Here is a 16377-nt window from a genome sequence, read left to right as displayed (position 1 = left end):
GCGTTCGAAAGGCTTGATATTGCCAGTTTGTCGGCCCGCGGTGGGGCAAGTTGAATCGTAGACAGCAAAACGCCCCGACATCGTTGAATGCCGGGGCGGTTAGTGGTGTTCTCAAGGGCCTTTTCGCGAGCAGGCTCGCTCCCACACTGGATCTCTTTCTGACACAAAATATGTGTCCACCGCAGATCTACTGTGGGAGCGAGCCTGCTCGCGAAGGCCGCGCCTCGGTATCAGGCCGAATGCCGAACCATGTCGACATGCGGAATCCCGGCTTCCAGGAATTCCTCACTGACCAGGCTGAAGCCCAGGCGTTCATAGAACGCCGTGGCCTGCACCTGAGCGCTGAGCTTCTGTTGCTTCAAACCGCGTGCTTCGGCTTCGGCGATGACTGCTTGCATCAGCGCGTCACCGACCCTCATCCCGCGCCAGTCTTTCAGCACCGACACCCGGCCGATATGCCCATCGGGCAACAGTCGCGCCGTGCCGATCGGGAAGTCGCCTTCGAACGCCAGAAAATGCACGGCGGTCGCGTCATCCGCGTCCCACTCAAGCTCGGGTGGCACCGATTGTTCGCCGATGAACACCGTTTCACGAATGCGCCGGATCTCGGCGATATCCTTCTGCCAGTCTGCGACACGAACGCGAATTTTATTCATCGGCGAACCCCAGGCTCCCTTGCTTGACCAGTTCGCAGAGCAGGCTGCGACCGTCTTCGTCGCTCAGCCATTCGCCGAGGTTATCGGCGTGCAGGGCGTCAGCGGCGCAGATCAGCTTCAGCAGTTCGCGCAGCTTGCCCGGCAGGTAACGGCTCTGGCCGCTGGCGAACAGCAGCAGATCGTCATCGACTTCCGACCAGGCCAGGCGCGCGCTCGGGTTGCGGATCAGCACAGCGCCGTCCTGCAGGGCGGCGAGGAAGTCTTCTTCTTCGACGTCTTCCGGGCCGACCACCAGCTCCGGATAACGCGGCTCGGTCATGTACTGGCCGAACCAGGTCAGCAGCAGGCGCTCGTCGCTCATGTGTTCGGCGAGCAGGCTTTTCAGGCGATCCAGCGCATCGTGTTGAATCTGGTGCGGATCGACCGCCGGCTTGGCGTCGGCATCGGTGTAGCGCTCTTCGTCGGTCAGGAACTGGCTGAGGAAGTCGGTGAAGTGGGTCAGCACTTCAGCGGCGCTTGGGGCGCGGAAGCCGACCGAGTAGGTCATGCAGTTGTCGACTGCGACACCGCAATGGGCCAGACGTGGTGGCAGGTAGAGCATGTCACCCGGCTCCAGCACCCACTCTTCGGTCTCGTGGAATTCGGCGAGGATGCGCAGGTCGGCGTGCTGCAGCAGCGGACTCTCGGAGTCGCACATCTGGCCGATTTTCCAGTTGCGCTTGCCGTGGCCCTGCAGCAGGAACACATCGTAGTTGTCGAAGTGCGGGCCGACGCTGCCACCCGGTGCGGCGAAGCTGATCATCACGTCGTCGACGCGCCAGCTCGGCAGGAAGCGGAAGTTTTCCAGCAGCTCGCTGACTTCCGGCACGAACTGGTCGACCGCCTGCACCAGCAGGGTCCACTCTTTTTCCGGCAGTTTGCTGAACTCGTCTTCGGCGAACGGGCCGCGACGCAGTTCCCACGGACGCTCGCCGTGCTCGATGACCAGGCGCGATTCGACTTCTTCTTCCAGGGCCAGGCCGGCCAGTTCGTCGGCGTCGATCGGGCTTTCGAAGTCAGGAATCGCCTGACGGATCAGCAGCGGTTTTTTCTGCCAGTAATCGCGCAGGAATTCGCGTGCTGTGAGGCCGCCCAGAAGTTGAAGAGGAATATCGGAATTCATATGTAACCTATTGAAAAAAAGCACTTTTCAGACGGGAATAAAAACGCCCGGCGCGGCCGGGCGTCTCAAACGGAGCAAACGGTCGATCAGATGCGTTTGGCTTGTGCCACAGCGTTGCCGATGTAGTTGGCCGGGGTCAGTTGCTTGAGCTCGGCTTTGGCTTCGGCTGGCATGTCCAGGCCATCGATGAAAGTCTGCAATGCTTCAGGGCTGATGCCCTTGCCACGGGTCAGTTCTTTCAGCTTTTCGTACGGGTTTTCGATGTTGTAGCGACGCATCACGGTCTGGATCGGCTCGGCCAATACTTCCCAGCAGGCGTCGAGGTCAGCGGCAATCTTCTGCTCGTTGAGTTCGAGTTTGCTGATGCCTTTGAGGCTGGCTTCGTAAGCGATCACGCTGTGGGCGAAGCCGACACCGAGGTTGCGCAGGACGGTGGAGTCGGTCAGGTCGCGCTGCCAGCGGGAGATCGGCAGTTTGCTCGCCAGGTGCTGGAACAGTGCGTTGGCGATGCCCAGGTTGCCTTCGGAGTTTTCGAAGTCGATCGGGTTGACCTTGTGCGGCATGGTCGACGAACCGATTTCGCCAGCGATGGTGCGCTGCTTGAAATAGCCCAGGGAGATGTAGCCCCAGATGTCACGGTCGAAGTCGATCAGGATGGTGTTGAAGCGCGCGATCGCGTCGAACAGTTCGGCAATGTAGTCGTGCGGTTCGATCTGCGTGGTGTACGGGTTAAAACCCAGGCCCAGTTCGTCTTCGATGAAGGCGCGGGCGTTGGCTTCCCAGTCGATCTGTGGATAGGCCGACAGGTGCGCGTTGTAGTTGCCGACGGCGCCGTTGATCTTGCCCAGCAGCGGAACCGCAGCAACCTGAGCGATCTGGCGCTCGAGACGGTAAACCACGTTGGCCAGCTCTTTGCCCAAAGTGGTCGGCGACGCCGGCTGACCGTGGGTGCGCGACAGCATCGGCACGTCGGCGAAACGGATGGCCAATTCGCGGATGGCGTTGGCGGTCTGGCGCATCAGCGGCAGCATCACGTCGTCACGGCCTTCGCGCAGCATCAGGGCGTGGGACAGGTTGTTGATGTCTTCGCTGGTGCAGGCAAAGTGGATGAATTCGCTGACCTTGGCCAGCTCCGGCAGCTTGGCCGCCTGCTCTTTGAGCAGGTATTCGATCGCTTTGACGTCGTGGTTGGTGGTGCGCTCGATCTCTTTGACGCGCTCGGCGTGCTCCAGCGAGAAGTTTTCCGCCAGTTCGTTGAGAACGGCGTTGGCCTCGGCGGAGAAGGCCGGTACTTCAGGGATGCCAGCGTGGGCGGCCAGGCGCTGGAGCCAGCGCACTTCAACCAGAACGCGGGCACGGATCAGGCCGTACTCGCTGAAAATCGGGCGCAGGGCCTGGGTTTTGCCGGCGTAGCGGCCGTCAACAGGGGAAACCGCAGTGAGCGAAGAGAGCTGCATGGGGTGTTCTCGGACAGTCGGGCAACGAAATGGGGCGCGTATCATACATGAAAAAATCCGCCGGTCCGTCGCCAACTGACCGGCGTATTACGCGTTACAGACTACAAAGCCTTCATGACGCGGCGTTTATTCGCTGCGCATCAACGGATAAAGCTCTTTGAGCAACTTGCGGCGGCTGATCACCAACTGCCAGCGATGACCGCCGAGCTGTCGCCACAGGCGCGCCGAGCGGATACCGGCAAGGAGCAGGGCGCGGATCTTCGAGGCGTTGCTCGGCTGCTGCAGGTTGCGCATGTCGCCGTGCACCTGAATGCGCTGGCGCAGGGTGCTCAACGTGTCCTGGTACAACGCACCGCAAGCGGCCACGACGTTTTCGTGGGCCGGGCCAAAATGCTCGACCTGCGACTGAATCTGCGGCAGGCGTTTGGCAATCGTCTCGAGCATGTCGTCACGCTTGGCCAGTTGCCGCTCAAGACCGAGCATCGACAGGGCATAGCGCAGCGGCTCGCGCTGCAAGGTGCTCGGATCGCGCTCCAGGGCGCCAATCAGCGCGCGATAACCCTCGCGCAGATTGATGTCATCGCCACCGTACACGTCCAGCGTATCTTTCGGATCCCGCACCAACAGGCTGCCGAGCATGCAGCTCAGGCCGGCCTCGTTGGTCTGGCCGGTCTTGGCGATGCGATCCACCAGCACGGCGGCGAGAAACACGCCGCCCAGCGCCGTCAGTTGCTCCTGAGTCGGGCTCATGCCTGGCCGCTCCACGGCTCGGCCACTTCGATCACGCCGCCGCCGAGGCAAATTTCGCCGTCATAGAACACCACCGACTGGCCCGGCGTCACCGCGCGTTGCGGCTCGTCGAACACGGCGCGATAGCCGTCCGCGGTTTTTTCCAGGGTGCAGGCCTGATCGCTCTGGCGGTAGCGCACTTTCGCCGTCAGGCGCAGCGGCTGGCTCAGGTCGATCGGGTTGACCCAGTAGATTTCCGAAGCGAGCAGGGCGCTGGAGAACAGCCACGGATGGTTGTTGCCCTGGCCGACGATCAGCTCGTTGCTCTCCAGGTCCTTGCGCAGCACGTACCAGGGCTCGTCACCGGCGTCCTTCAAACCGCCGATGCCGAGGCCCTGACGCTGGCCGATGGTGTGGTACATCAAGCCGTGATGACGGCCGATGACTTCGCCTTCGGTGGTCTTGATCTCGCCCGGTTGTGCCGGCAGGTATTGCTTGAGGAAATCGCTGAAACGGCGCTCGCCGATGAAGCAGATCCCGGTGGAATCCTTCTTCTTGGCGGTGGCCAGCTCATATTTCTCGGCAATCGCGCGGACTTCAGGCTTTTCCAGTTCGCCGACCGGGAACAGGGTCTTGGCAATCTGCTCGCCGCCGACGGCGTGCAGGAAGTAGCTCTGATCCTTGTTCGGATCGAGGCCCTTGAGCAGCTCGGTGCGGCCATCGATATCGCGGCGGCGCACGTAGTGGCCGGTGGCGATCAGGTCGGCGCCGAGCATCATTGCGTAGTCGAGGAACGCTTTGAACTTGATCTCGCGGTTACACAGGATGTCCGGGTTCGGCGTGCGCCCGGCCTTGTATTCGGCGAGGAAGTGCTCGAACACGTTGTCCCAGTACTCGGCAGCGAAGTTGGCGGTGTGCAACTTGATGCCGATCTTGTCGCAGACAGCCTGCGCATCCGCCAGGTCATCCATGGCGGTGCAGTATTCCGTTCCGTCGTCTTCTTCCCAGTTCTTCATGAACAGGCCTTCCACTTCGTAACCTTGCTCGATCAGCAGAAGGGCGGAAACGGAAGAGTCCACGCCGCCGGACATGCCGACAATGACGCGCTTCTTGGATGTGTCAGAAGGGGCTGGATCACGCATAGGAATTCAATGAGTGTCTTGGAAAAGGGCGCGATTCTATCAGGCTCGCGGCCGCAAGGCTAAAGAGAAGGGCGGATCAGTTCGAGGCCGAAGTGATTGCCCGCCAGATAATCGTCGATGCAACGGATGATCAGCTCGCTGCGCCAGTGGTCGCGCTGGGCAATTAATTCGTCACGGGTCAGCCACTTGGCGCCGAGGATGCCGTCGTCGAGCTGGTAATCCGGATGGTGCTGGACGGCTTTGGCGCTGAAGCACACGCGCTGGTAAGTCACGCCGTTGCTCGGTGCGGTGTACAGATAAATGCCGATCACCCCGGTGGGTTCGACGTCCCAACCGGTTTCTTCGAGGGTTTCGCGAATGGCCGCGTCGATCAGGGTTTCATCCGGGTCGAGATGGCCGGCGGGCTGGTTGAGCACGTTACGGCCGCCTTTGTGTTCTTCGACCATCAGGAAGCGACCGTTGTCCTCGACGACGGTAGCGACGGTGATGTGGGGGAGCCATTCCATAAATTTTCCTCAATTCTGAGAATGTAATGAGAACACTGTGGGAGCGAGCTTGCTCGCGAAAGCGGTGGGTCAGTCAATGAAGACCTTGAATGATAAACCGCATTCGCGAGCAAGCTCGCTCCCACAAGGGAATTGCGTGCATTCTGAAAACACAAACCCCGGCACAAGGCCGGGGTTTGTTTAACGCATTACAACCTTAAACCAGCGCAGCGATCGCGGCGTTGAAGGTTGCGCTTGGGCGCATGGCCTTGCTGATCAGCTCGGCGTCGGCATGGTAGTAACCACCGATGTCGACTGGCTTGCCCTGAACGGCGTTGAGCTCGGCAACGATGGTCGCTTCGTTCTCGGTCAGGGTTTTGGCCAGGGTCGCGAACTGCGCTTGCAGTGCCGCGTCTTCAGTCTGGGCGGCCAGGGCCTGAGCCCAGTACATCGCCAGGTAGAAGTGGCTGCCGCGGTTGTCGATGTTGCCGACTTTGCGCGATGGCGACTTGTTGTTGTCGAGGAACTGGCCAGTAGCCTGGTCGAGGGTTTTCGACAGCACCAGCGCTTTCGGGTTGTTGTAGTTCACGCCCAAGTGCTCAAGGGAAGCGGCGAGGGCGAGGAACTCACCCAGCGAATCCCAGCGCAGGAAGTTTTCTTCAACCAGTTGCTGCACGTGTTTCGGAGCCGAGCCGCCGGCGCCGGTTTCGAACAGACCACCGCCGTTCATCAGCGGCACGATCGACAGCATCTTGGCGCTGGTGCCCAGTTCCATGATCGGGAACAGGTCGGTCAGGTAGTCGCGGAGCACGTTACCGGTCACCGAAATGGTGTCCTTGCCTTCGCGGGTGCGCTGCAGGGTGTACTTCATCGCATCGACCGGGGCCATGATCTGGATGTCCAGACCGCTGGTGTCGTGATCCTTCAGGTACGCCTGAACCTTCTCGATCACCACGCCATCATGAGCGCGCATCGGGTCGAGCCAGAAGATCGCCGGCGTGCTGCTCGCGCGAGCACGGTTGACGGCCAGTTTGACCCAGTCCTGGATCGGCGCGTCTTTGGTCTGGCACATGCGGAAGATGTCGCCGGCTTCGACAGCCTGTTCCATCAGCAGCTTGCCCTTGCTGTCGGTGACGCGAACGACGCCGTCAGCCTTGATCTGGAAGGTCTTGTCGTGGGAGCCGTACTCTTCGGCTTTCTTCGCCATCAGACCGACGTTCGGCACGCTGCCCATGGTGGTCGGATCAAAAGCGCCGTTGGCTTTGCAGTCTTCGATCACGGCCTGGTAGATGGTCGCGTAGCAGCGATCCGGGATCACAGCCTTGGTGTCGTGCAGCTGACCGTCGGTGCCCCACATCTTGCCGGAGTCACGGATCATCGCTGGCATCGAGGCGTCGACGATGACGTCGCTCGGCACGTGCAGGTTGGTGATGCCTTTGTCGGAGTTGACCATCGCCAGCGATGGACGAACGGCGTAGACCGCTGCGATATCCGCTTCGATCTGCGCTTGCTGCTCGGCCGGCAGGGCCTTGATGCGCGCGTACAGATCGCCGATGCCGTTGTTCAGGTTGAAGCCGATCTGGTTCAGCACGTCAGCGTGTTTGGTCAGTGCGTCTTTATAGAACTCGGCAACGATCTGGCCGAACATGATCGGGTCGGAGACCTTCATCATGGTCGCTTTCAGGTGCACCGAGAGCAGCACGCCCTGGGCCTTGGCGCTTTCGATCTCGGCAGCGATGAACGCACGCAGGGCGTTTTTGCTCATCACGGCGCAGTCGAGGATCTCGCCAGCCTGAACGGTGGTTTTTTCTTTCAGAACGGTGGCAGCACCGTCCTTGGCGATCAGTTCGATCTTCACGGCGTCAGCGGCGTCGATCAGGACAGCTTTTTCGCTGCCGTAGAAATCGCCGGTGCTCATGTGAGCGACGTGGGACTTGGAGTCTTTGGCCCAGGCACCCATTTTGTGCGGGTGCTTGCGCGCGTAGTTCTTCACCGACAGCGGAGCGCGGCGGTCGGAGTTGCCTTCACGCAGAACCGGGTTCACGGCGCTGCCCTTGACCTTGTCGTAACGCGCCTTGGCGTCTTTGTCGGCGTCGCTGGTCACGGTTTCCGGGTAATCCGGCAGGTTGTAGCCCTGTGCCTGCAACTCTTTGATCGCGGCTTGCAGCTGTGGCACCGAAGCACTGATGTTCGGCAGCTTGATGATGTTGGCTTCAGGCGTAACGGCCAGGTCGCCCAGTTCGGCAAGGTGGTCGGCTACGGCTTTGTCGCCCAGTTGCTCGGGGAAGCTTGCCAGGATGCGCGCTGCAAGAGAGATATCGCGGGTTTCCACGGCGATATCGGCCGAGGCGGTGTAAGCCTCGATGATCGGCAGCAGGGAATAGGTGGCGAGGGCAGGAGCTTCGTCGGTGAAGGTATAGATGATCTTCGAGCGGGTGGGCATATTCGGATTAACTCTCTCTTCTTTGCTAAAGCGTGCGCAGAAACTCGAGGGGCGCCGGGTAAGCGCGTTCGTTCAAAGTCATCCATGAACCGAATGTCGAGAATCTTCGCGGTGATGTTGGGTGCATCAGTAGAGCGTCAAGCAGTCAGGCTGCGGTAACAACCCGACCAATCAGGCGGAAAGTCTCGTGCTAGAGAGGCCAGCCGTCGTGACCCTGTGGTCAGCGGGCGGCATTATACATAGGTAGCTGGCAATCTGCCGATGGTTCATATGCAACGATTCTCGTCCATTGGTCTAAAGGTCGCAGGGCAGCATCGGGCAAAGACTCGTTACGAATGCTGGAGTTTGGCGCTTTTCCCTTTGCTTTCAGGCTTGTACGAAACGAGATGTGCGCGGCGCCGGAACATAGGGTTTGCGTGTTGATTCAACTGGGTTACGCTCGAAGCAAGCCAGGTGTTCAATCCAAACAATGGAGTTCAGCATGGGTTACAAGAAGATTCAGGTTCCAGCCGTCGGTGACAAAATCACTGTCAATGCAGACCATTCTCTCAATGTTCCTGATAACCCGATCATCCCCTTCATCGAAGGCGACGGTATTGGTGTCGACATCAGTCCGGTGATGATCAAGGTTGTCGATGCTGCTGTTGAAAAGGCCTACGGCGGCAAGCGCAAGATTTCCTGGATGGAAGTCTACGCCGGCGAAAAGGCCACTCAGGTTTATGACCAGGACACCTGGCTGCCGCAGGAAACCCTCGACGCGGTCAAGGATTACGTGGTCTCCATCAAAGGCCCGCTGACCACTCCGGTCGGTGGCGGTATCCGCTCGCTGAACGTGGCCCTGCGTCAGCAGCTCGACCTGTACGTCTGCCTGCGCCCGGTGCGCTGGTTCGAAGGCGTGCCAAGCCCGGTGAAAAAGCCTGGCGATGTCGACATGACCATCTTCCGCGAAAACTCCGAAGACATTTACGCCGGTATCGAATGGAAGGCCGGTTCGCCGGAAGCCACCAAGGTCATCAAATTCCTTAAAGAAGAAATGGGCGTCACCAAGATCCGTTTCGACGAAAACTGCGGCATTGGCGTCAAGCCTGTATCCCGCGAAGGCACCAAGCGCCTGGCGCGCAAGGCTCTGCAATACGTGGTCGACAATGACCGCGACTCGCTGACCATCGTGCACAAAGGCAACATCATGAAGTTCACCGAAGGTGCCTTCAAGGAATGGGCCTACGAGGTAGCGGCGGAAGAGTTCGGCGCGACCCTGCTCGATGGCGGCCCGTGGATGCAGTTCAAGAACCCGAAAACCGGCAAGAACGTTGTGGTCAAGGACGCCATCGCCGACGCCATGCTCCAGCAGATCCTGCTGCGCCCGGCCGAGTACGATGTGATCGCTACGCTTAACCTCAACGGCGACTATCTGTCTGACGCCCTGGCCGCGGAAGTGGGCGGTATCGGCATTGCGCCGGGCGCCAACCTGTCGGACACCGTGGCGATGTTCGAAGCGACCCACGGTACCGCGCCGAAGTACGCCGGCAAGGATCAGGTCAACCCGGGCTCGCTGATCCTCTCGGCCGAGATGATGTTGCGTCACATGGGCTGGACTGAAGCGGCGGACCTGATCATCAAGGGCACCAACGGTGCGATCGGCGCGAAGACTGTTACTTATGATTTCGAGCGTTTGATGGATGGGGCCAAGCTGGTTTCGTCTTCGGGGTTTGGGGATGCGTTGATTTCGCATATGTAAAAATCGCAGGCACACAAAAACCGCCTGACTCAATGGGACAGGCGGTTTTTATGACTGAATGTATTCAGGTGTCAGTGGGTCACCGTTTGTTTTTCAGTGGCGACAAAGCTTGGCGCCGAAGCGACTTCGACCGAAGTTATCTTCACGGCATGCAAGCCTTTGGGGCCTTGAACGATGTCGAATGTGACTGCCTGACCCGCTTTCAGGGTCTTGTACCCGTCCATTTCAATGGCCGAGTAGTGGGCAAAGAAGTCAATGTCCTTGCCGTCCTCATCGCGACCTTCCCGGGCGTCGGTATTGATAAAGCCGAACCCCTTGGCGTTGTTGAACCATTTCACCTTGCCGACAGCCATGCTCAAATCCCTCTGCAACAGACTCCATCGCTGGAGTATCATCCACGACATCCGCAATCGAATTCGATAAAAGAATTGACTCCGCGGATCTTTTTTACCCACTGTGGGCTCTATTGGTTGTAACACCGTTTTCCCGATAGTCAAGGTGACCGGGCAGTCGTAGTTGAAAACGTGTGCAACCGCCCCCACCACTGTATTCGCACAACTGACGAACCTTTTTTTCCATGCATGCAATCAGCCAGATTCGACTAACATTCAATCAGGATCGCCCGCTTCTCCAAAAGGATCTTCCACAGGAGCACGACGACGATTCGGCAGGCGTTGCTGTTCAGGAAGCAAAGCCCGCGTTACAGGCGCCGCCGATGTACAAGGTGGTTTTGTTCAACGATGACTACACACCGATGGATTTCGTCGTCGAAGTGCTCGAGGTGTTTTTTAACCTGAATCGCGAGCTGGCGACCAAGGTCATGCTGGCCGTCCATACAGAAGGCCGGGCAGTATGTGGAGTGTTTACCCGCGACATCGCCGAGACAAAGGCCATGCAGGTCAACCAGTACGCCAGGGAAAGCCAGCATCCGCTACTCTGTGAAATCGAGAAGGACGGTTAATCGCCGACCACTTGGGTATGAGGTGAAGCTATGTTAAACCGCGAGCTCGAAGTCACCCTCAATCTAGCCTTCAAGGAGGCTCGTTCGAAGCGTCATGAGTTCATGACCGTCGAACATCTCCTGCTGGCCCTATTGGATAATGAGGCTGCCGCCACCGTTTTGCGTGCCTGCGGCGCAAACCTCGACAAACTCAAGCATGATCTGCAGGAGTTCATCGACTCCACCACGCCATTGATCCCCGTGCATGACGAGGATCGCGAAACCCAGCCAACCCTGGGTTTCCAGCGGGTCCTGCAGCGTGCTGTTTTTCACGTACAGAGCTCGGGCAAACGCGAAGTGACCGGCGCCAATGTGCTGGTCGCCATCTTCAGTGAGCAAGAGAGTCAGGCAGTGTTCCTGCTGAAACAGCAGAGCGTTGCGCGCATCGATGTCGTCAACTACATCGCCCACGGCATCTCCAAAGTACCGGGGCACGGCGATCACTCTGAAGGTGAACAAGATATGCAGGACGACGAGGGCGGTGAGTCTTCTTCTTCAGGCAATCCTCTGGATGCTTATGCCAGCAACCTCAACGAACTCGCGCGCCAGGGTCGCATCGATCCGTTGGTCGGCCGCGAATCGGAAGTCGAGCGTGTCGCGCAGATTCTCGCGCGCCGGCGCAAGAACAATCCGCTGCTGGTCGGCGAAGCAGGCGTGGGTAAAACCGCGATTGCCGAAGGCCTGGCCAAGCGCATCGTCGATAATCAGGTGCCGGATCTGCTGGCCAATGCGGTTGTTTATTCGCTCGATCTTGGCGCTTTGCTCGCGGGCACCAAGTATCGTGGTGATTTCGAGAAGCGCTTCAAGGCGTTGCTCAATGAACTGAAAAAACGTCCGCAGGCGATCCTGTTCATCGACGAGATCCACACCATCATCGGTGCGGGTGCTGCGTCCGGTGGCGTGATGGATGCGTCCAACCTGCTCAAGCCGTTGCTGTCGTCTGGCGACATTCGCTGCATCGGTTCGACCACGTTCCAGGAATTCCGTGGCATCTTCGAGAAGGATCGCGCCCTGGCGCGCCGCTTCCAGAAGGTCGATGTCGTCGAGCCGTCAGTGGAAGACACCATCGGTATCCTGCGCGGTCTGAAAGGACGTTTCGAGCAGCATCACAACATCGAGTACAGCGATGAGTCGTTGCGTGCCGCTGCGGAATTGGCGTCGCGCTACATCAATGACCGGCACATGCCGGACAAGGCCATCGACGTGATCGACGAGGCGGGCGCCTATCAGCGTCTGCAACCGGTGGAGATGCGCGTCAAGCGAATCGAAGTGCCACAGGTCGAGGACATTGTCGCGAAAATCGCGCGGATTCCGCCAAAGCACGTCACCAGTTCCGACAAGGAACTGCTGCGTAATCTTGAGCGTGACCTGAAACTGACGGTGTTCGGTCAGGATGCTGCGATCGATTCGCTGTCGACTGCAATCAAACTGTCTCGTGCGGGGCTCAAATCGCCTGACAAGCCGGTCGGTTCGTTTCTCTTCGCCGGGCCTACCGGTGTCGGTAAAACCGAGGCCGCGCGACAGCTGGCCAAAGCGCTGGGGATCGAGCTGGTCCGCTTCGACATGTCCGAGTACATGGAGCGTCACACCGTTTCACGTCTGATCGGTGCGCCTCCAGGCTATGTCGGTTTCGATCAGGGCGGTCTTTTGACCGAAGCGATCACCAAGCAGCCACATTGCGTATTGTTGCTCGACGAAATCGAGAAGGCGCATCCGGAAGTCTTCAATCTGCTGTTGCAGGTTATGGACCATGGCACGCTGACCGATAACAACGGGCGCAAGGCGGACTTCCGCAACGTGATCGTGATTATGACCACCAACGCCGGTGCCGAAACGGCCGCGCGGGCTTCGATCGGTTTCACCCATCAGGATCACTCGTCTGATGCGATGGAAGTGATCAAGAAGAGCTTTACGCCGGAATTCCGTAACCGGCTGGATACCATTATCCAGTTTGGTCGCCTCAGTCATGAGGTCATCAAAAGCGTGGTGGACAAGTTCCTTACCGAGCTGCAAGCGCAGTTGGAAGACAAGCGTGTGTTGCTGGAGGTTACCGACGCGGCGCGCAGCTGGCTGGCGGCCGGTGGTTACGATTCGGCGATGGGCGCACGTCCAATGGCGCGTCTGATCCAGGACAAGATCAAGCGTCCGTTGGCGGAGGAGATTCTGTTTGGCGAACTGGCCGAGCATGGCGGTGTGGTGCACATCGACATCAAGGACGGGGAGTTGACGTTCGACTTCGAAACTACGGCGGAAATGGCCTGACGGCTGTTGTCTGTTGGTAACGCTAAAGGCGCCTTCGGGCGCCTTTTTGCTGTTTGTCGTTTGGGGGGTTTGGGTGAATATCCGTTTTTGCCGTGCTCCGGCTGGCGGTTTCGCCTGACGGCGACTCACTTTTTTTACAAACGCCTAAAAAAAGTAAGCAAAAAAACGCTTGCTCCTGCGTTCGGCCCTCGCAGGCTCGGGTTCCTTCGCTGCGGGATCGATCCGGGCGCAGCGGCTCCGGTTTGCTCCGCTGCACCTCCTTCCGCTGTGTCTGGCTGCGCCAGACGGTCGCTGCGCTCCCACGCCCGGATCAATCCCTCCACTCAGCCTTCCGACGTCGCCCATGGATCAAAAGCACTCGAGCTAACGCTCATTGTTGAGTGGGGCGGCTTCGCCGCGGGCAGCTGCGCTGCTTTTTTTGCTTTTGTGGGAGCGAGCCTGCTCGCGAAGGCGGCCTGACAGCCGACGTGTTTCTTGAGGTTGTACTCGATCCAATTGCAGGAGTGAGCCTGCTCGCGATGGCGCCCTGCTGGTCAACCAGTTTCCATCAGAGACCCACGATCCAACTGTAGGAGCTGCCGAAGGCTGCGATCTTTTGATCTGGCTCTTGATCTGGCTCTTGATCTGGCTCTTGATCTGGCTTTTGCTTTGCTTCGGCTTTTGACCTTTTGCCCCTTCGGCAGGCTTCGTTACGGGATCGATCCGGGCGTGGGAGCGCAGCGACCGTACGACGCAGTCGTACACAGCGAGAGGAGGTGCAGCGAAGCAAACCGGAGGCGCTGCGCCCGGATCGATCCCGTAACGAAGGTACCCCGAGCCCTAGCGAGCGGGCCGAACGCCGGGGCAAAGCCTTTTGGGTTACCTTTTCGGCGTTTGGAAAAGGTGACTCGCTGTAAAAGCGAAACCGCCAGCGGCAGCACCCGCAGCAACGGATATGCCCCCAAAACCCACAAAACCCACAAAACCCCAAACCCCAGACAAACAAAAACGCCCGGCATAACCCGGGCGTTCTGTATTGACTTGATTAACGAGCGCGGTAAGTGATCCGCCCTTTGCTCAAATCATAGGGCGTCAGCTCGACGCGCACTTTGTCACCGGTAAGAATACGAATGTAGTTCTTGCGCATCTTGCCGGAAATATGCGCGGTTACGACGTGCCCATTTTCCAACTCCACACGAAACATGGTGTTGGGCAGGGTGTCGACGACAGTGCCTTCCATTTCGAAGCTGTCTTCTTTCGACATGCAGTAAAGCCCTCGGTATCCAATGAATGGCCCGGTGCAACTGCGCCAGGCAAAAGCGGCGTGCATTGTGCCCGAAAAATGGGGTTTACGCCAAGGGGTTTAGGCCGCGGGTTTAGTTCAGGACGACCCAGCGCTGGTTGATCAGCAATTCGATGGGCCGATATTGCGTCTTGTAGTTCATCTTTTTGCAGTTCTTGATCCAGTAACCCAGGTACACCGCCTCAAGGCCCAAGCGCTGGCTCTCGGCGATTTGCCAGAGGATCGCGTAACGCCCCAGGCTGCGGCGTTCTTCGTTCGGTTCGTAGAAGGTGTACACCGCCGACAAACCGTTAGGCAGAAGATCGGTCACCGCCACCGCGAGCAACCGTCCGTCGAGTCGAAACTCATAAAAGCGCGAGAAGGGCAAGTCACGCACCAGGAACGTCGAGAACTGATCACGGCTCGGCGGGTACATGTCGCCGTCGGCATGGCGCTGTTCGATGTAGCGCTGGTACAGATCGAAGTATTCTTCACTGAACTGCGGTTTGACTGGCTGCACTTGCAAATCGGCGTTGCGTTTGTAGATACGCTTCTGCTGGCGATTGGCAATGAACTGGGCGGAAGGAATACGCGCAGGCACGCACGCATTGCAATTCTGGCAATGCGGCCGGTACAGGTGATCGCCGCTGCGACGAAAGCCCATTTCCGACAGATCTGCGTAGACGTGCACATCCATGGGCTGACTCGGGTCGAGAAACAGCGTCGTGGCCTGCTCCTCGGGCAGATAACTGCAAGAGTGGGGCTGAGTGGCATAGAACTTCAATCGCGCCAACTCGGTCATGAATCAACCCTCGGGATAAGCTGGTGGATTAAGTGTAAGCCACCTGCGCAAAAGTCGCTCAGCAAACCCAGGTCGCTGTGTTCGGTTGGTCGAGATGCCGAGCCAGATAATCGGCGAATTCGCTACGCGCGATCGATCGTGCACCGAGGCTCTGAAGATGATCGGTCGGCATCTGGCAGTCGATCAGGACAAAGCCGGCGGCTTTCAAATGCTGCACCAAGGTCGCGAAGCCGTACTTCGAAGCGTTGTCGGCGCGGCTGAACATCGACTCGCCAAAAAACAGTTGGCCCATCGCCAGGCCATACAGGCCGCCGACCAGTTGTCCATCGCCCCAGACCTCAACCGAATGAGCGAAACCGCGACGATGCAGCTCCATGTAAGCATTCTGCATGGCCTCCGTGATCCAGGTGCCGTCAGCGTAATCCCGGGGCGCGGCGCAGGCGCGGATGACGGCGTCGAAATCCTCGTCGAAGGTTACTTGATAGCGTTCCTTGCGCAGCAGTTTGGCGAGACTGCGCGAGACATGCAGTTCATCGGGAAAAAGCACGGTGCGGGGATCGGGCGACCACCAGAGAATTGGCTGACCCTCGGAAAACCATGGGAAGCAGCCATGGCGATAGGCCTGGATCAATCGATCGGCAGACAGGTCGCCACCGGCGGCGAGCAACCCGTTCGGTTCACGCGTGGCCTTGTCCAGTGAAGGGAAGGTCAGGGAGTTACGTTGTAACCAAGTCAGCATGGCATCCAGGCTTGCAGAAGGGGAGGGCGGTCAGGGGCGCGCAGCCCCGCGAAAGAGTTTGCCGCGAAACGGCGCCAATGTCCTGCACAGATGTCCGGTGCGGTAACCATCGGGCTGCAACTTGATGTGTCGGCCGTGGTCGTAAGCGTCACCATGGCGATGCTCGCAAATCGTTTTGACTCAATAGAAATCGCTGGCTTCGCTACGTTCATCAAATACAGCTCATAAGCCTTTGTCACAAAAGACAATGCGTGCTCCAATTGCAACGCAGCGCGTGTACGTTTGGCTATGCTCAAGGCAAGGGTCTCAAGCATGGCGTCGGGCGCGCAAACCCGTACAATGCCGGGTTGTGACGGCTTTGCGCTGTGCACAGTGTTTATGGCCGTGTTTATAAAACCAGTGGCACAGTGTTAAAAGTAGTCTCAATTGGGCTTTTCACCTTTGTTACCTGCCTGGACTGGCAGTTTTTTATCGTCATTCAATAGATGGACGCGCCTCGGG

14 protein-coding genes are annotated in these 16377 nt (G+C 58.9%); 3 read left to right on the top strand and 11 right to left on the bottom strand.

The annotated features are described in order from the left end of the window. Positions 1-230 precede the first annotated feature (230 nt). The 7 genes from J2Y90_RS22165 to J2Y90_RS22130 form a co-directional block, all read right to left on the bottom strand. Positions 231-656: a GNAT family N-acetyltransferase gene (locus J2Y90_RS22165; protein WP_253503288.1), complete on the bottom strand. Its 426-nt coding sequence runs from the start codon at positions 654-656 to the stop codon at positions 231-233. Continuing rightward, positions 649-1818, bottom strand: a complete 1170-nt coding sequence (locus J2Y90_RS22160) for a ribosomal protein uL16 3-hydroxylase (protein WP_016775274.1) — start codon at positions 1816-1818, stop codon at positions 649-651. The genes J2Y90_RS22165 and J2Y90_RS22160 overlap by 8 nt, the downstream gene beginning before the upstream one ends. Positions 1819-1904: 86 nt before the next feature. After that, positions 1905-3275: an adenylosuccinate lyase gene (gene purB / locus J2Y90_RS22155; RefSeq protein WP_003223822.1), complete on the bottom strand. Its 1371-nt coding sequence runs from the start codon at positions 3273-3275 to the stop codon at positions 1905-1907. A gap of 126 nt (positions 3276-3401) precedes the next feature. Then, positions 3402-4025 (bottom strand): high frequency lysogenization protein HflD, encoded by a 624-nt coding sequence (gene hflD, locus J2Y90_RS22150; RefSeq protein ID WP_039763308.1) that lies wholly within the window; start codon positions 4023-4025, stop codon positions 3402-3404. Continuing rightward, entirely contained in the window at positions 4022-5146 is a 1125-nt protein-coding gene (gene mnmA, locus J2Y90_RS22145) for a tRNA 2-thiouridine(34) synthase MnmA (RefSeq protein ID WP_253503284.1), read from the bottom strand. Before mnmA ends, hflD begins: the two co-directional genes overlap by 4 nt. A gap of 59 nt (positions 5147-5205) precedes the next feature. Beyond that, entirely contained in the window at positions 5206-5652 is a 447-nt protein-coding gene (locus J2Y90_RS22140) for an NUDIX hydrolase (RefSeq protein ID WP_253503281.1), read from the bottom strand. 196 nt (positions 5653-5848) lie between these two features. Then, positions 5849-8074 (bottom strand): NADP-dependent isocitrate dehydrogenase, encoded by a 2226-nt coding sequence (locus tag J2Y90_RS22130; RefSeq protein WP_071172899.1) that lies wholly within the window; start codon positions 8072-8074, stop codon positions 5849-5851. 481 nt (positions 8075-8555) lie between these two features. Here J2Y90_RS22130 and icd point away from each other — a divergent pair, with 481 nt between their 5' ends. Continuing rightward, a complete protein-coding gene (gene icd / locus J2Y90_RS22125; protein ID WP_024013414.1) occupies positions 8556-9812 on the top strand; it encodes an NADP-dependent isocitrate dehydrogenase in 1257 nt (418 codons plus the stop codon). A gap of 71 nt (positions 9813-9883) precedes the next feature. Here icd and J2Y90_RS22120 read toward each other — a convergent pair whose 3' ends face one another. Continuing rightward, the gene (locus J2Y90_RS22120) at positions 9884-10165 is read right to left on the bottom strand and encodes a cold shock domain-containing protein (protein WP_253503278.1); all 282 of its coding nucleotides are present in this window, start codon (positions 10163-10165) and stop codon (positions 9884-9886) included. 224 nt (positions 10166-10389) lie between these two features. Between J2Y90_RS22120 and clpS the strand changes: the two genes are divergently transcribed. Together clpS and clpA are read left to right on the top strand one after the other, a co-directional pair. Beyond that, positions 10390-10773 (top strand): ATP-dependent Clp protease adapter ClpS, encoded by a 384-nt coding sequence (clpS, locus tag J2Y90_RS22115; RefSeq protein ID WP_011334948.1) that lies wholly within the window; start codon positions 10390-10392, stop codon positions 10771-10773. A gap of 30 nt (positions 10774-10803) precedes the next feature. Beyond that, complete coding sequence (gene clpA / locus J2Y90_RS22110; RefSeq protein ID WP_016775266.1) at positions 10804-13074, top strand: ATP-dependent Clp protease ATP-binding subunit ClpA; 2271 nt, start codon at positions 10804-10806, stop codon at positions 13072-13074. Between the two features lie 1024 nt (positions 13075-14098). Here the strand turns inward: clpA and infA are convergent. The 3 genes from infA to aat form a co-directional block, all read right to left on the bottom strand. Further along, a complete protein-coding gene (infA, locus tag J2Y90_RS22105) occupies positions 14099-14317 on the bottom strand; it encodes a translation initiation factor IF-1 (protein WP_002553999.1) in 219 nt (72 codons plus the stop codon). 112 nt (positions 14318-14429) lie between these two features. Beyond that, positions 14430-15137 (bottom strand): arginyltransferase, encoded by a 708-nt coding sequence (locus J2Y90_RS22100; RefSeq protein WP_042609221.1) that lies wholly within the window; start codon positions 15135-15137, stop codon positions 14430-14432. A gap of 58 nt (positions 15138-15195) precedes the next feature. Beyond that, entirely contained in the window at positions 15196-15876 is a 681-nt protein-coding gene (aat, locus tag J2Y90_RS22095) for a leucyl/phenylalanyl-tRNA--protein transferase (protein ID WP_253503273.1), read from the bottom strand. Positions 15877-16377 lie beyond the last annotated feature (501 nt).

The organism is Pseudomonas koreensis (assembly GCF_024169245.1).
Classification (GTDB): Bacteria; Pseudomonadota; Gammaproteobacteria; order Pseudomonadales; family Pseudomonadaceae; genus Aquipseudomonas; species Aquipseudomonas koreensis_F.
The sequence above is the reverse complement of the archived record's forward strand: the minus strand, read 5'-3'. Positions and strand labels throughout refer to the sequence as shown.

Excerpts from the sequence above, each read along its gene's own strand:
- J2Y90_RS22165 (WP_253503288.1), bottom strand. The coding sequence starts at position 656 with ATGAATAAAATTCGCGTTCGTGTCGCAGACTGGCAGAAGGATATCGCC.
- J2Y90_RS22160 (WP_016775274.1), bottom strand. The coding sequence starts at position 1,818 with ATGAATTCCGATATTCCTCTTCAACTTCTGGGCGGCCTCACAGCACGC.
- purB (WP_003223822.1), bottom strand. The coding sequence starts at position 3,275 with ATGCAGCTCTCTTCGCTCACTGCGGTTTCCCCTGTTGACGGCCGCTAC.
- hflD (WP_039763308.1), bottom strand. The coding sequence starts at position 4,025 with ATGAGCCCGACTCAGGAGCAACTGACGGCGCTGGGCGGCGTGTTTCTC.
- mnmA (WP_253503284.1), bottom strand. The coding sequence starts at position 5,146 with ATGCGTGATCCAGCCCCTTCTGACACATCCAAGAAGCGCGTCATTGTC.
- J2Y90_RS22140 (WP_253503281.1), bottom strand. The coding sequence starts at position 5,652 with ATGGAATGGCTCCCCCACATCACCGTCGCTACCGTCGTCGAGGACAAC.
- J2Y90_RS22130 (WP_071172899.1), bottom strand. The coding sequence starts at position 8,074 with ATGCCCACCCGCTCGAAGATCATCTATACCTTCACCGACGAAGCTCCT.
- icd (WP_024013414.1), top strand. The coding sequence starts at position 8,556 with ATGGGTTACAAGAAGATTCAGGTTCCAGCCGTCGGTGACAAAATCACT.
- J2Y90_RS22120 (WP_253503278.1), bottom strand. The coding sequence starts at position 10,165 with ATGGCTGTCGGCAAGGTGAAATGGTTCAACAACGCCAAGGGGTTCGGC.
- clpS (WP_011334948.1), top strand. The coding sequence starts at position 10,390 with ATGCATGCAATCAGCCAGATTCGACTAACATTCAATCAGGATCGCCCG.
- clpA (WP_016775266.1), top strand. The coding sequence starts at position 10,804 with ATGTTAAACCGCGAGCTCGAAGTCACCCTCAATCTAGCCTTCAAGGAG.
- infA (WP_002553999.1), bottom strand. The coding sequence starts at position 14,317 with ATGTCGAAAGAAGACAGCTTCGAAATGGAAGGCACTGTCGTCGACACC.
- J2Y90_RS22100 (WP_042609221.1), bottom strand. The coding sequence starts at position 15,137 with ATGACCGAGTTGGCGCGATTGAAGTTCTATGCCACTCAGCCCCACTCT.
- aat (WP_253503273.1), bottom strand. The coding sequence starts at position 15,876 with ATGCTGACTTGGTTACAACGTAACTCCCTGACCTTCCCTTCACTGGAC.